General features: G+C 59.6%; 15 protein-coding genes and 1 pseudogene. 7 read left to right on the top strand and 9 right to left on the bottom strand.

Annotated features, from left to right (window positions below; all coding sequences use genetic code 11):
- The 3 genes and pseudogenes from F6X40_RS41865 to F6X40_RS17510 form a co-directional block, all read right to left on the bottom strand.
- A pseudogene (locus tag F6X40_RS41865) lies at window positions 1–257 on the bottom strand (hypothetical protein); the annotation flags it as partial.
- 955 nt (window positions 258–1,212) lie between these two features.
- The gene (locus tag F6X40_RS17515) at window positions 1,213–1,893 is read right to left on the bottom strand and encodes an SPRY domain-containing protein (RefSeq protein WP_187628706.1); all 681 of its coding nucleotides are present in this window, start codon (window positions 1,891–1,893) and stop codon (window positions 1,213–1,215) included.
- 147 nt (window positions 1,894–2,040) lie between these two features.
- A complete protein-coding gene (locus F6X40_RS17510; RefSeq protein WP_187628705.1) occupies window positions 2,041–2,199 on the bottom strand; it encodes a hypothetical protein in 159 nt (52 codons plus the stop codon).
- Window positions 2,200–2,472: 273 nt separating this feature from the next.
- On the opposite strand from F6X40_RS17510, the gene F6X40_RS17505 reads away from it, so the two are divergent.
- The gene (locus F6X40_RS17505) at window positions 2,473–3,135 is read left to right on the top strand and encodes a hypothetical protein (RefSeq protein ID WP_187628704.1); all 663 of its coding nucleotides are present in this window, start codon (window positions 2,473–2,475) and stop codon (window positions 3,133–3,135) included.
- A gap of 47 nt (window positions 3,136–3,182) precedes the next feature.
- On the opposite strand, the gene F6X40_RS17500 is transcribed toward F6X40_RS17505, so the two are convergent.
- The 4 genes from F6X40_RS17500 to F6X40_RS17485 form a co-directional block, all read right to left on the bottom strand.
- On the bottom strand, window positions 3,183–3,341 hold the full coding sequence (locus F6X40_RS17500) for a hypothetical protein (protein ID WP_187628703.1): 159 nt from the start codon (window positions 3,339–3,341) through the stop codon (window positions 3,183–3,185).
- 62 nt (window positions 3,342–3,403) lie between these two features.
- Window positions 3,404–3,601 carry a hypothetical protein gene (locus F6X40_RS17495; protein ID WP_187628702.1) on the bottom strand — a complete coding sequence of 66 codons (198 nt, stop codon included), beginning with the start codon at window positions 3,599–3,601 and terminating at the stop codon, window positions 3,404–3,406.
- A gap of 41 nt (window positions 3,602–3,642) precedes the next feature.
- On the bottom strand, window positions 3,643–4,614 hold the full coding sequence (locus tag F6X40_RS17490) for a hypothetical protein (RefSeq protein ID WP_187628701.1): 972 nt from the start codon (window positions 4,612–4,614) through the stop codon (window positions 3,643–3,645).
- 270 nt (window positions 4,615–4,884) lie between these two features.
- Window positions 4,885–5,673: an SDR family oxidoreductase gene (locus F6X40_RS17485; protein ID WP_187628700.1), complete on the bottom strand. Its 789-nt coding sequence runs from the start codon at window positions 5,671–5,673 to the stop codon at window positions 4,885–4,887.
- Window positions 5,674–5,785: 112 nt separating this feature from the next.
- Here F6X40_RS17485 and F6X40_RS17480 point away from each other — a divergent pair, with 112 nt between their 5' ends.
- The 4 genes from F6X40_RS17480 to F6X40_RS17465 all read left to right on the top strand — a co-directional run bounded on the left by F6X40_RS17480 (window position 5,786) and on the right by F6X40_RS17465 (window position 8,875).
- Window positions 5,786–6,016 (top strand): hypothetical protein, encoded by a 231-nt coding sequence (locus tag F6X40_RS17480; protein ID WP_187628699.1) that lies wholly within the window; start codon window positions 5,786–5,788, stop codon window positions 6,014–6,016.
- 60 nt (window positions 6,017–6,076) lie between these two features.
- On the top strand, window positions 6,077–6,802 hold the full coding sequence (locus F6X40_RS17475) for a methyltransferase (RefSeq protein WP_187628698.1): 726 nt from the start codon (window positions 6,077–6,079) through the stop codon (window positions 6,800–6,802).
- 178 nt (window positions 6,803–6,980) lie between these two features.
- Window positions 6,981–7,481: a molybdopterin-dependent oxidoreductase gene (locus F6X40_RS17470; RefSeq protein WP_187628697.1), complete on the top strand. Its 501-nt coding sequence runs from the start codon at window positions 6,981–6,983 to the stop codon at window positions 7,479–7,481.
- A complete protein-coding gene (locus tag F6X40_RS17465) occupies window positions 7,478–8,875 on the top strand; it encodes a sensor histidine kinase (RefSeq protein ID WP_187628696.1) in 1,398 nt (465 codons plus the stop codon). Before F6X40_RS17470 ends, F6X40_RS17465 begins: the two co-directional genes overlap by 4 nt.
- 117 nt (window positions 8,876–8,992) lie before the next feature.
- Here F6X40_RS17465 and F6X40_RS17460 read toward each other — a convergent pair whose 3' ends face one another.
- Window positions 8,993–9,163, bottom strand: a complete 171-nt coding sequence (locus F6X40_RS17460; RefSeq protein ID WP_187628695.1) for a hypothetical protein — start codon at window positions 9,161–9,163, stop codon at window positions 8,993–8,995.
- 93 nt (window positions 9,164–9,256) lie between these two features.
- Between F6X40_RS17460 and F6X40_RS17455 the strand changes: the two genes are divergently transcribed.
- Complete coding sequence (locus tag F6X40_RS17455; protein ID WP_187628694.1) at window positions 9,257–11,074, top strand: ATP-binding protein; 1,818 nt, start codon at window positions 9,257–9,259, stop codon at window positions 11,072–11,074.
- A gap of 181 nt (window positions 11,075–11,255) precedes the next feature.
- Window positions 11,256–12,446, top strand: coding sequence for a porin (locus F6X40_RS17450; RefSeq protein WP_187628693.1), 1,191 nt, complete (start codon window positions 11,256–11,258; stop codon window positions 12,444–12,446).
- A gap of 79 nt (window positions 12,447–12,525) precedes the next feature.
- On the opposite strand, the gene F6X40_RS17445 is transcribed toward F6X40_RS17450, so the two are convergent.
- On the bottom strand, window positions 12,526–12,759 hold the full coding sequence (locus tag F6X40_RS17445; RefSeq protein ID WP_187628692.1) for a DUF4148 domain-containing protein: 234 nt from the start codon (window positions 12,757–12,759) through the stop codon (window positions 12,526–12,528).
- Between the last annotated feature and the right edge of the window lie 233 nt (window positions 12,760–12,992).

Below are 12,992 nucleotides of genomic sequence, written 5' to 3'. Positions count from 1 at the left end.
CTGTTAGTCGTCCCCCCGCCCCCGCCGATTGCTACGGAGCTGATTGAAAAAACGCCGGCAGGAACTGTCCAGGACGTGGTGCCGACGGTGTTAAAAACGACGTCGCCCGTCGCGGCTGGAGTTTGCGGTACCCCCGCAGCCCGTAGGCCGGGAACAGAAACTTTGAAAACGTAAGAGGGGTCGGCAACCGCGAAACCGGCTGCACCGAGAAAAGTGAGCGCAGCTGCAAGCTGGAGTGACTTGACAAATCGAAACATTAGCGTTCCGTTATAGAGCGTAATAAACACGTGTAGTCAAATTTTCGCCAGCCCGTTGCCGTACGGGCGGCGCGGAAACGCCGCCAGAGGCACCTTAATGGCAGTAATTCGGTTGACTGGGACTACATTCACAAAATCTTTTCCGTTACGACGCTAAGCGCAGGGTGCGGGACGAGTTGCCCACCTCGCCGAAAGCGTTCATGAAAAGCATTGTTCGAAAAGGCCTTATTGCCATTCTTTTTGCCTGCAGCGCTATAGCTACGGGCGCCAGCACAGCCAGCGGAACGTACACCCTGCGGCTGCCCTTCCCGGGGCAGGTCATGAGCGTCACGGTAGGGGCTGGCGGACAACCCTCACGGCCGCGAAGGCGGCTCTAAAGCACGCGCGGGGGCCAACGCGGAGGTAATCCCGAAAACTGCTGAGACTGTGGGGAACGCGGCCACGCGCGCTGCATTTGCGGAAGTCACGGATGACCAAAGTTTCCAGCGGGAATGCATCCTCGGCGAGCTCGAAGTGAAGCTCAAGTCCTTACGCGATGAGTTGGCGGTTGCAGGCGAGGGACGCGCGCTGGAACTGGCGCGAGAGAGCATCGCGCTCGTCGCGGCGCTTGCCGGCCACCCCGCGTAGAGCAGCAGAACGACTCGATGATTAACGCGCCGCTTCCGAGGTCCATTCGGAGCGGCGCTTTTTTGATGGACCCAGGCCGAAGCGGATTTCAGGAACCTGAAAACCGGGGCTGCGCAGGACTGCGCCAGCCCCTGCTATGAGACAGACCAGCAGGGGAGATGTTCTCCCAAGCCAATGAAAACGCAGCGTCCTGAAGGTGCTTCTCATCGAGCAGGACACAGGTGGGATTACTGAACTTCCGACACCTGACCAGATAAAAACGGGGCGCCCACGCGCTCTTGAGGAAGCTCCAACCAAGCGACGCGACAGCTAGCTTGGTTGGAGAGTTTCACTGGTACCAGCCTGCGTTGTATCCGGACGGGACGGCGTATTTGAAGGGACTCTGCCCGAAATTGGTGGTGCTTGTCGACGTGCCGCCCGCCTGCGGGTCGCAAACGTAGGGGTAGTAGGTGCCGCCAGGGAGCTGGGCGCTTGTGTACGCGACGCCCATGGAAACGCCGTTCCGGTAAAACGTCACCGTGCGATTGTCAAAGTCAGCCGCCACGCCAACAACATCCCCGACCCCTACAAGCTGGCCATAGGGGATGTGTGTAAAGCTGCCATAGATTAGCGTGGCGGAACTACTCCCGAAAAATGTGAATTCGTTCGGCCCCCAAAATCCAGATGTCACCGGGGTGTCCGCGCCCGCGAGGCCTATCACGGGCGGTTGAAAGTTCCCCAAAGCCGTGATGGTAACCTCCCAATACCACTTGCCCGCCGCCTTTCCCTGATTCGCCCTTACGCCGCCGCCGGAGTATGCCGCCTCGGCGAGGTTACCCCCGGACAGGGTCAGGAGCGTCGCCGACTTGTCACTTGGGTTCCACGTGGCGTAAGTGTGGCTGGATTGCGAAGGGGAACCCGGCCCGGATAGCCCCGAAACAGGCACACGATATTCATAGGCACTCGCAGGCAGGCAAAACATGCAGCACAGCACTGCAAGCATTCTGGTAAAAGCAGGGACCACTTGCATCGCAACGGTTCCACGACAAATCGGAAGGAGGAATCCGGTATAGCCAACTTTTACCCGGTGTCCCGACAACCGTTACGACGACCGCTGCCGCCCGTCGGCGTACAGCACAAATCGCACGCAAGTCAGGTGAGCAGTCGTTACAATTGTTTAGTGGACCTTCGACCAAAGCTCAAGCCACGCAGACATCTGAATAGTCATGCCAGAGATGTAGCGCGTGGCCCGGTGTACTTCAGGATGGTTCAGCAGAACCCAGTCATTCAGGTCAATCCAGTCAGGTTCGGCGACGTCCAGCGGCTGGGCGGTCATGAGGTTCTCCTTGGATGTTGGGTTCGTTCTTTGCAACGTGTTGCGCGCGACCAGGTAGCCCCTCAGTAACGAGCGTCCCATCCTTCTTCTGGCGTCTTGCCAAAGATACCGAAAATCCAGCCGGCGCCGGCGCCGGCCGCAAGTAACCGCATCAGCGAGTTTCCCAAGCGACACCAGCAGCGACGCCGGGCTGAGGCAGGTGTGACGGTCCGCGCGGCCGGCTAAAAAGCAGAGGCTAAACGTTCGACATCCCCTTTCGAACGGAAAGCACCCATGTCTCTCCTTGCCTGCTATAGCGTCGTTGCCACCGGAGCCGCGACTGTCTTAGCCGCGATATTGATTAAATCACGCGTCACGCAGGCATCCGCGCGCAATGAGCTCAAGCTTGTAAAGGATGAGTTGACCGGCCACGAAATGGCCGTCGTAGAGCTCGCGACCGCCATGCTCTCATTCCGGAACGTGTTCGACCACTTTAGCGCTTACGTCAAAATGGACGAGCGTCTGGGCCGGCTGCTGTTCCTGCTTGCGAACAGCCTGCCTGCCTATGCCGAGTCGCTCCCGCAAATGCTACTGCCAATCCCCCCGTCGGCCCCGTACCTCAACCCCGCGACGGCAGTGCCTGAAATGCCCTGGCGCTTGCAGGACAATGAGGTGGCAGCGCAGCTCGTCAAAGCTATCAACGACCCGGTGTTCAATGCGCTGTGGGAGACACGAACCCCCTCGGCAATCTGCGAGATGCTGCGCCACGGCCTGTTCCTCGCCTTCGGCTACCCTCACTCGGTCGCCCGATGGTCCCCCGAGGGCGTCAACCTCGAGTTGCCTCCTGCGAACGACCCGGGCTACACGAACTGGGGCATGCTGCCCGTGGAGCGCCTTGTTCCACGCCACCAGCAACTTTGGGAAAAATGGCGCGCCGCCCCGTCAGCGTGCCAATGAAGTCGGCACAAGTCGCGCGCGGGTCAGGTGAGCAGCCGTCGCAATTTTTAGTGGGCCTTCGACCAAAGTTCAAGCCACACAGACATCTGAATAGTCATGCCAGAGATGTAGCGCGTGGCCCGATGTACTTCAGGGTGGTTCAGCAGAACCCAGTCATTCAGGTCAATCCAGTCAGGTTCGGCGACGTCCAGCGGCTGGGCGGTCATGACGTGCTCCTTGGAAGTTGGATTCATTCTTTGCAACGTGCTGCGCGCGGCGAGGTAGCCGCTCAGTAACGAGCGTCCCATCCTTCTTCTGGCGTCTTGCCAAAGATACCGAAAATCCAGCCGGCGCCGGCGCCGGCCGCGAGCAACAGAACCAGCAGGGTTCCCAGCATCGACACCAACAGCGACGTCGGGCTGAGCATGAGGGCGACGAACGCGAGTGCGACTACGACCGCGAAAACAAACAAGAGCTTACGCTGCAAGACTGACTCCAAAGAATGAGATAGGGAAAGGCCGCCGGGTCTTATTCGACGGCGCCCGCGAGAGGGTTAGCAGCCCCTCGTCGTTCCGCCTGATACTGCTCGTACGTCCGAAGACGGAAGGAAGCCTCCGGCCATGTCTTGCCTTCTGCGACCACGTCCTTTTCGCGCTGCTGCTGGCGCCCGTCTGAAAACACGTCCTCCACCAGAATCTCCCAGGGCACACTGCGCGCCTCCCGCACGACAGCCTCGAGTCCGCTCCTGAGCGTCGGCGCCAGCCGCGATTCGATGAACTCCGTGTGCTTGCGCGCTGTCGCCCATCTACGGGCGTATCGGTCCTGCGAAAGACGATGGCTTGCGACGGAATCAGCCAGATTTTCGAGCGGAATCGAATACTGATTGCCCGACTCGAAAGCTATCACCAGGTCCGTACCCAAAGCGTCTCCCCACACGCGCTCACGCCACGCCTCGCGCGCGTCCCAGTCCAGGTGCCGCTTGCGCTGCTTCGCCAGTACCTGCTGTAGCGGCGCGGTTACGAGGTCTTCGTCCGGGTAACCGGGCCATATGTTCATGTTGCGCCCGCGTGCGCGCCTTACCTCTTCAAGATGTCCCTGCAGGTTATCCAGCGCAGCTACATACAGCGCGCGGTCGAACCGAAGCTGCAAAGGACCCTCGCTCCCGAAAGCCTCGGCGGCGAGCGTCTCGCGGAACGGCTTCTCAGGAAAGGTCCACGTAACCGTATCCGACTCGACCACCATGACAGCCGGTGTGTGAATGCCGATGCAGCCCGGCACACCACAGCCACAGGTGAAGGGGAAGAAATTCGGCGAAGGCGTCGCGCGCAGGGCTAATACAGTGGCCGCGTCGAACACATATCCGTCCGGTTGCCGAAGCAGCGAAAGCCCGTCAACGAGAACGTCGATGGTGCCCGGCGCGAACGCGTCGGCAGGCGACTCAGTTTCGCCGGACGGCACGTCGGCATCCGCGCCCCGGATTCGAAAAGAAATTTCGTTCAAAACTAGATTCCGTTGTAAGAGTCGGACTCACAATATTGGCAACGACTCCACTTTTGTAAAGCCGCTAACGCGTGACCTGCAGGAAGTCACCGCGCGCAGGAACGCGGGTCATAAACCCGACAATACCGGCAATTGTAAAGCACCGGAAGGCGAAGCGCACGAGAAAAGCCACAGTCCCGCCCTGCCCGGCGACAAAACTGTGGTTTTGTAAAATCTGTGCTGTTTGAAGAACTGCGCGTTACAGCAGAGCGTCCAGGTGCGATTCTCGGCCTATTCGGCGAAGAGGGTATCTCTCTCGCGCTTCCACAGGTGTTGGCCACCGTCGACGACCAGCACCGTATCCGTTGCCGACGGGGCGTCCGCCAGATAGCAGACGGCCGCGACAATGTCCTCCGGTCGGGATGACCGCCCGAGAGGAGTTTCCTTATGCGCGCGCTCGTACGGGCCAATGGCCTGTTCTTCGAGTCGCATTGTCAAGCCGGGCGCGACACCGACAACGCGCATCTTTGGCGCCAGGCTCAGCGCCAGCATCGAGGTCGCCGCGTGAAGCGCCGCTTTGGTAAGGGTGTAGGACAGGTGGTCGGGGTTGAGTCCCCAAAGCTTCTGGTCAAGCAGGTTGATGACCGCCCCGCGCTTCGCATCGTCCGTGGCGGCCTCCTCGGGAAGCGCCGCATAGACCGCCTTGGCGAGCGCGAGAGGCGCGGCCACGTTCGCAGCCATCAGGCGGGTCAGCATGCCGTAGGTGACCGTCTGGGCAGTGTCATACTCAAAGGTCGATGCGCTGTTGACCAGAATGCGTGGCGCACCCAGCATTTCGATGCACGAGGGGACGACCCGCTCAACCTCTTCCTCCGACGCGAATTCCGCACAGACGGACGCCGCTCGTCTGCCTAACGCCCGCAGGTCCCGTACAGTCTGCTCGGCCTCGGCGCGCGAGTGCCGATAATGAATGCATACATCCCAACCTGCTCGAGCAAGTCCAAGGGCGATTTCTCTGCCAAGGCGGCGCGCGCCGCCGGTAACGAGCGCAACGCCTCGTGGCGATGAAACAGTCGACATCGTGTACAGCCCCACCCTCTGATTTCAGTCGCGCGATTATACGTGATGGCGTATGACCGCCTTAAGAACGGCTTGACAATGCGCCGTTTCGCGCGACATAGGCCCTTTGCCTATGCAATCGCTTGCGTCGATGGCGAATAAAATCGGTAAAAAAATCGGTAAAAAAGTAAAAGAAAATCCTCGCAAAACCGCATTGACATCGGCGCTCTCTTTTACGACAGCTAGCCCCCGCATTTTAACGAAAACAGTAACAGTGTTTCTTCAAATGGCCTGGAGCTGCGTCGACATCGGCGCTCTCCTTACTGTACAATTTGCCCGCTTAACGCGTTGGCCCCGCCGCTGAACCCAGCGGCGGGGTGCGCATCCTCCCGGGACCACGAGCCCTTACCTGGAATGTGCGGTAATGTTGGACCTACAAGAAACAGTTTTGCAAAACTCCTCGTTCGGCCGACTGCTCGCGCGACGTGCACACCAGAAACCGCACTACCCCGTCTTCGACGAAGGCTACCGCAGCCTGATTTCGACGCTGCGCGAACCTCTCGAATACGATTTCCTGGGCCTCAAGCTGGTTGCGCCTGCTGGCGTCTATCATCCGCGTCCCGAAGGTTCGTCAACGAGTTTTGTTGCCACGCACTGGCACTGCGCCGGGCTCGACGAGCCGAACGGCACGCTGCTTGAGCTTGGCTGCGGCACCGGCGCTCTCGCGCTGCTTGCCGCTCGGCGTGGCTGGAAGGTCACTGCCGCAGATTGCGACATCAAGGCGGTAAGCGCTGCGCGCGCGAACGCGGCAGCCAACGGCTTGACAGTTGACTTCCTCCTTTCCGACCTCTTCGCGGCTTTTGACGGCCGGAAGTTCGACGTCGTCCTTTTCAATCTGCCCCTTTATCACAAGAGGGTGGTCAGCGCGGATGAACTGGCACTCGCCGACGCCGACGGCCAGCTGGCGGCGCGCCTGCTTGACAGCGCAAAATCACATCTGAACCCGGGCGGGCGCCTGGTCTTCACTTACTCGAACTGCTCCGACGACCGGTTGCTCGAGCGCGATGACTGGCACTTTGATGTGGCCGCCTGTGACTTCGAAGGGCACGGTCGATATTGGCGCGCCTTGCTGGTTGCAGAACCCGTATAAAGTTTTCAGGCCGGCTGCCGTAATAGTCGACGTGGCGATGTTCCATGGACCGCTCCGGCCGTGACGCGACATACTTATTTTTCTGTCGTGACTCCCCGTAAAGCCGTGTCTATAATCCAGCCGCGAGAATTGGGCACCTTCTCCGCCTGACCGACTTTGACAATCTAGAGGACAACATATGCACCTTTTGGCACGTAACGCGCTGTGCGCTGCCGCCGCTCTTTGCGCGCTGAGCAGCTCGGCCTTTGCGGACGAGACATTCCTGACGGTTTCCGGAAACATCACGGCCGGCGCAAAGTCAGGGTCCGGACACAAGGTCTCGTTTACGCAGGCCCAGTTTGACGCCCTCCCGCAGACTACCGTTTCGACGTCGACCAGCTGGACCAAGGGCGTGCACGTTTTTCGCGGCCCGCTGCTGCGCGATTTGCAAAAGGCAGTCGGTGCAAGCGGCACCACGATGAATGCGTACGCGATTGACGACTACATGCAAGGCATTCCGGTCTCGGACTTCACGAAGTACAACGTGATTCTGGCCGATACGATGGATGGTAAGCCGCTGCCGCCTGACCACTACGGTCCGACGTGGGTCATCTATCCGCGTGACCAGTTTCCGGAACTCGTTGGTCCGCTTACTGACGGCAAGTTCGTGTGGCAGGTGAACCGCGTCGTCTTCAAATGACACTGCTGCCGTTTTCCGCGTGGTCGCCTAAAAAGCTCTTCGCGGTCTTCGCAGCTGTTTCTGTGGCGCTAACCGTTGGGTTAGTGCCCGCAATTCATCACGCTCTTCTCTCTCCCGAAGAAACTGGAAAGTGGACGCCTCGTTTTGAGGAGGTGTATTGGGTGCCGGCTCAGGTCCAGCTCGGCACCGAACGCCTGGGGGCGGAGGTCGCGGCCTACGAGATGGGGGAGACATCCAAAGCCAGCGTCCGCCAACGGCTTGATGTGCTGATGACCAAACTCGCAGAAATGCAGGCTGATTCGGACGTTGCCCGTTCCCTTGCCCTGATTCCGGGCTTCGGTGATACGCGTGACGAAATCCAGGCATTCGTCCGGACGGCGGACGCGCATCTGACGGCAGGCCAGCATAACGACCTCGAGGCCGTGCGCGGTGACATCGAACAGCTGCGCCCGGACATCATCGCGCTGGCGATGTCCGCGCGCGAGGTCGAAACGCGTGCGAAACTCACCCGTGACGCGGAAATACGGAATAACCGGCATGTGCTGCTGGGCGCGTTCCTCTTTATCTGGGTCGCTTTTCTTGCCGTCATATGGGCCGCCATCTCGCGCCTGCTCGCCAAGGAAAAGGAACTCAAAAGTAGCCAGGAGCTTGCCGCTGCGCGACAGCTGGCGCTCGATGCTGCGCTTGAAGCGGAGCATGCCCGCAATACGTTTTTCGGCAGAATCTCGCATGAGTTTTATACCCCGATGCAGACACTGCTCTCCAGCGTACAGCTCCTGCAGCACCAGTTTAAGGGCAATGACAACGTACTAAGGCCAGTCGAGCGGATTAACACGAGCGTGATGCAGTTGCAAGCGCAGGTTGGCGACCTCCTCGACATGTCCTATCTCAAGAGCGGCAAGCTCACCCTGCAACTTGAGGCGGTCGACCTCCATAAGCTGCTCGAGCAATCCGTGGCCGTCCAGCAGCCCAGTGCGGAGATTAAGAATCTCCGGCTCCTGTTTTATCCGGGTGAATTGCGCGTCGTGCGCACCGACGGGCGACGCATCTCGCAAATCCTGACGAACCTGCTAACCAACGCCATACGCCATACTGAGCGAGGGGTCATCACCGTCGCCGCAAATCTTATTCCGACGGAGACTTCGGCTACCAAGCTGGTCCTGAAGGTAAGCGATTCAGGCTCGGGCATCGCCCCCGAGGTCCTGAAGCACCTTTTCCAGCCCTTCACCCACGCTATCGGCAGTACGCGTGGCAGCGGGCTTGGTCTCGCCATCGTAAAGGGGCTTGCCGAGCAGCTCGACGGGCATGTCGAATGCGCGTCAAGGGCTAACGAGGGAACAGAGTTTATCGTCACCCTGCCTGTGCAGGTGGTTGACGCGCCGGCAGCACGATGAGATGTGACTACAAAAAGCGTCTGTCAAGACCCTCGGTCCCATTATTCCAGTTTTAGAAATTCTCCCTTCTTCAGAATGGTGAAAAGCGCGCCATTTCATGGCCGGGCATGAAATACGTTAAGGCCTTTCTTTGATTTTAAGCCGCGCGGGCGAAAGCGCGGTATAAAAACAACCTTTTTGACGCGCCGCCGTTGTTATAATCGCTGGCTTATTTTCAGGCGCTGCCGACCCGGTAAAGATTGCTGTAAAGGCAGCCAGTTCCTGTTTTGTAGACGTTTCCGCTCTCATGGAGTGCGCCGGAAACGGCCGCAGCTATGCGCTGCGGCGTTCCATGAAATGCGGCCGGCTCGCCGGGTAACAACTTGCTTTTTAGTGACGTGAATGGCCCTCGCATCCTGGTCGCGCAAAAAACTGTCAGTTCTGTACGTGTCGGCCGCAGTTGGACTGACCGGAGCACTGATTCCCCTCGCCCACCACCTCCTCAGTAGCGATGAAGCACTCGTTGCGCGCAGGTTCAACAATGAAGAGCTTTACTGGGAGCCAGCACAGCTGCAGCTTGCGGCAGAGCGATTCTGCAAAGGGGTCGAGGAGCTCGAACTGCATCGCACCAACGTGGCCGATTTGAACGCCCGGCTGGATGCGCTTAACGATGCCCTGGGCCACGTCCGCGACAGCGTTCGGGGCGGTCGTGCTCTGTCGCGCGTTCCTCAGGCGGAAGAGACAGTGGTGAACGTGTCCACCTTCATTGCCGCCTCGCGGACAACTCTGAATACGCGACCGAATGATTTCGGAACTCTGCAGGCAGCGGTGCACGGCATGGTATCGGCAGTCGGCGAGCTTCGTGCGAACGCACGCGCGGCCGCTACAGAGGTCCGGCGCGTAAGAAACATGGAATCCCAGCAGAACCATCGCCGGTTTTTAGCGCTTCTGTGCAGCGGTTGGGTGACCCTCGTTACGGCATTTGGGTTCCTGCTGTTCTCCCTCAAGGCTAAGGACGAAGCGGTCATGCAACGTCAAAAAGCTATCGAGGACGCTGCCCGAGCCAAGGATGCCCGAAACACGTTTCTCGGCAAGATATCCCACGAAATCATCTCGCCGCTACAGTCGTTCGTCACCAACGTACAGTTGCTGGAGGAGCGCTGTGCATCCGACCCAGCAGCAACGAAAGTCGTCAAGCGCCTGAAGACGAGCGTAGCGCTATTGCGGGCACAGGCCGGCGACCTGCTGGAGGTCACCGAGCTCGAAAGCCGACGGTTAAGCCTGAGTCGCGAGGTGGTCGACATCGCCGCCCTGCTGGCGGAGTCGCTTGAGGTCCACGAAGCCAGTACTGACCTGAAAAATCTGAGTCTCTCCTTCAGTCACGGCAACATTGGCCTGATTGTCGCCGATGGCCGCCGCATTTGCCAGATTCTGACGAACCTGGTGACGAACGCCATCAACAACACCGACCGGGGCGCCGTCACCGTTCACGCCAGCCTGCGCGCGCAAGCGTCTATGGGCCAGCTCGTCATGCGCGTACGAGACACGGGCTCGGGCATCCCTCCCGACATTCAACAGCATCTGTTCGACCCGTTCGTGCGAGCAAACAAGAGCCGTGGCACCGGACTAGGCATGGCTATCGTGAAGGGCCTCGTCGACCAGATGCGTGGCGACATCACGTACACGACATCGGAGCTCGGAACGGAATTCGTCGTGACCATCCCTGTGGGAATACCGGAGGCTGGTGTGAGCGTACCCGAGCGGCCGGCGCGACCAGTCGCCCCGCCCCCTGCAGCGCCCATTGCATCACCCGGCGAGGCTTCCCTCAACGCGCCGCTGGGTTCGGTAAAGCTTCTCTATGCAGAAGACGACCTGTCTATCCAGGAAACGCTCGGTGACCTGCTCCTGTCCTATGGCTACGCCGTCGACACCGCTTCGACCGTGAAGCAGGCGAAGGAGTGTCTGCTCAACCACCCCTATGACTGCATCATTCTCGACATGCAGCTCCCAGACGGTACGGGCCTCGACGCGGCCCGGTTTTGCCAGAAGACCCAGAACTTCGCGACCCCTGTTATCGCGGTGACGGCCTACCACGACCTGCTCTCGCAGCCGGGTACGGAAATCTTTCGCGCCGCGCTGAAAAAGCCGGTGTCAGTGCAGGACCTTCAAGACGCGCTGGAAAAGTGTATCCGCGCGTCGAGGGAAGAACTGGACCAGTAATCGCTGGCTGTTTGTAGGGACGCCCGCCAGTATCGGGAGCGTTTTGGACAGGTCACAGCAGGTACACATTTTTGTCGCACTTTTGCCGGACCTCAAGAGTGTGAAGGAAGCTTGCAGGCGAGCGGCCCGCAAGACAGTCCACGGGTATCCAGCGTCCGATGATAAGAAATTCACGTTCAACATGAAAAAACAACTTCTCGCAGCCGCAATTTCCTCGGCCGCATCCTTCGGCGCGTTTGCTCAAAGCTCTGTCACGCTCTACGGCACGCTTGATGAGGGCATATCGTATTTCAACAACTTTGGCGGCAAGTCACTCGTGCAGGCCGAAAGTGGAAATCTTTGGGGGACCGCCTTTGGCCTCAAGGGTACGGAAGACCTGGGCGGGGGCATGAAAGCCGTCTTTCAGATTGAAAGTGGCTTCGACATCAACTCGGGTCGCAACCAGCAGGGTGGGTTGATGTTCGGTCGCACCGCGTTTGTCGGACTCGGCTCTGACAAGGCCGGCACCGTCACGCTTGGGCGCCAGTTCGATAGCGCGAGCGATGTACTCGGCAACTACACCAGCTGCTGGGTCTACGGCGGCTCCGGGTCGCATTTTGGCGACAACGACAACGCGTGTCAGTCGGCACGGTTTAACAACGCGGTCAAGTACGTCTCCCCGACGCTGGGCGGGGTGACGCTTGGCGGAATGTTTGCGCTGGGGAATCAGACCAATTTCGCGAATAACCGGGCGTGGTCAGTCGCCCTGTCCTACGTCAACGGGCCGTTTTCCATTGGTGGCGGCTACCTTGACGCGAACGATATCGGCTCGAGCGCCGGTCCGTTCGACTCGGCCGGCATCGGCGCGGGATTCCAGGACCCGAGCAAAGACAACTACACCGGCTACATGGGCGGCAACTACATTGGCCTGCAGGATGCGGCGAAGTGGAAGGTCGCTGGAATCGGCACTTCGTACACCATCGGGAAGGCCGTCCTGCTTGCCGAGTACACCAACACCCGATATGAGCAGAGCGCCTACCTGGTGGACGCCGGCGGCCCGGGCAACCCGCTCACGACGGTGGTATTCAACAACTATGAAGTGGGCGCCCTTTACAATTTCACGCCAGCGTTCTCGGTGAACGCAGCCTATGTGCTCTCGACCATGGATTTGCATGCGGTTTCGCGTGAGTCGAAGTTCCACATTTTTCAGTTGCTCGCCGACTACAAGCTCTCGAAGCGCACAGACCTTTACGCGTTGGGCGATTTCCAGCTTGCCGCAGGCGACGCGGGCTACTTGACCGGCGGCCAGTTCGTCAAATCCGCGTCCATTCAGGGCTACTCAACGACGAGCCGACAATTGATGTTGACCGTGGGTATCCGCTCGCTGTTCTGACATCTTCCCGTCGGACACCCGAAACGAAAAACCGCTCAGGCATTGAAGTGCCTGGGCGGTTTTCAATTGGGCGGCCGCCTTATTGGCCGCGATAAACTTCGCTGCCCGGCTCGCCGGCGGCGAGGTAGGCCTTCAGTTCGGCCTTCACTTCGGCGCGCGTCTTCGGTGCCGACGCGGCGGTGCCTCCGACCGGGTCGGCCGTGTAGGACGGATGGGAGCCATGACCGCCGGGGCCATTGCTGTTGCCATTTGCAAAGGCTGGTGCAGCCAGAAGGCTCAGGACGAGGGAGGATGCGAGGAGTGCTGTTTTCAACGATATCTCACGAGGTTAAGGGGCAGAACAAATCTCGTCTGCATACCCCGTATAGCAACCGAAGTAGGGTAAACCCTTACTATTTCCAAAAATCAGCTTTGCGAAATAGACAACAATCGTTCCGGCGGCAAGGGACAATGAACTGGACTATGCAGTGGGAGAGGACGTGCGCATCGCTATATTGCGTAGGACCGTGCATAGCTTTCATGCCTGCGGGTACATTTACCGTATCG

It is taken from the genome of Paraburkholderia sp. UCT31, assembly GCF_014397655.1.
GTDB classification, from domain to species: Bacteria; Pseudomonadota; Gammaproteobacteria; order Burkholderiales; family Burkholderiaceae; genus Paraburkholderia; species Paraburkholderia tuberum.
Note: the sequence above shows the minus strand (reverse complement) of the source record. Positions and strands in the feature narration are given on the sequence as shown.

Bases quoted from the DNA above. Each gene is read 5' to 3' on its own strand.
- F6X40_RS17485 (WP_187628700.1), bottom strand. From the start codon at position 5,673: ATGTCGACTGTTTCATCGCCACGAGGCGTTGCGCTCGTTACCGGCGGC.
- F6X40_RS17475 (WP_187628698.1), top strand. From the start codon at position 6,077: ATGTTGGACCTACAAGAAACAGTTTTGCAAAACTCCTCGTTCGGCCGA.
- F6X40_RS17455 (WP_187628694.1), top strand. From the start codon at position 9,257: ATGGCCCTCGCATCCTGGTCGCGCAAAAAACTGTCAGTTCTGTACGTG.
- F6X40_RS17515 (WP_187628706.1), bottom strand. From the start codon at position 1,893: ATGCAAGTGGTCCCTGCTTTTACCAGAATGCTTGCAGTGCTGTGCTGC.
- F6X40_RS17500 (WP_187628703.1), bottom strand. From the start codon at position 3,341: ATGACCGCCCAGCCGCTGGACGTCGCCGAACCTGACTGGATTGACCTG.
- F6X40_RS17480 (WP_187628699.1), top strand. From the start codon at position 5,786: ATGCAATCGCTTGCGTCGATGGCGAATAAAATCGGTAAAAAAATCGGT.
- F6X40_RS17460 (WP_187628695.1), bottom strand. From the start codon at position 9,163: ATGAGAGCGGAAACGTCTACAAAACAGGAACTGGCTGCCTTTACAGCA.
- F6X40_RS17510 (WP_187628705.1), bottom strand. From the start codon at position 2,199: ATGACCGCCCAGCCGCTGGACGTCGCCGAACCTGACTGGATTGACCTG.
- F6X40_RS17505 (WP_187628704.1), top strand. From the start codon at position 2,473: ATGTCTCTCCTTGCCTGCTATAGCGTCGTTGCCACCGGAGCCGCGACT.
- F6X40_RS17465 (WP_187628696.1), top strand. From the start codon at position 7,478: ATGACACTGCTGCCGTTTTCCGCGTGGTCGCCTAAAAAGCTCTTCGCG.
- F6X40_RS17450 (WP_187628693.1), top strand. From the start codon at position 11,256: ATGAAAAAACAACTTCTCGCAGCCGCAATTTCCTCGGCCGCATCCTTC.
- F6X40_RS17470 (WP_187628697.1), top strand. From the start codon at position 6,981: ATGCACCTTTTGGCACGTAACGCGCTGTGCGCTGCCGCCGCTCTTTGC.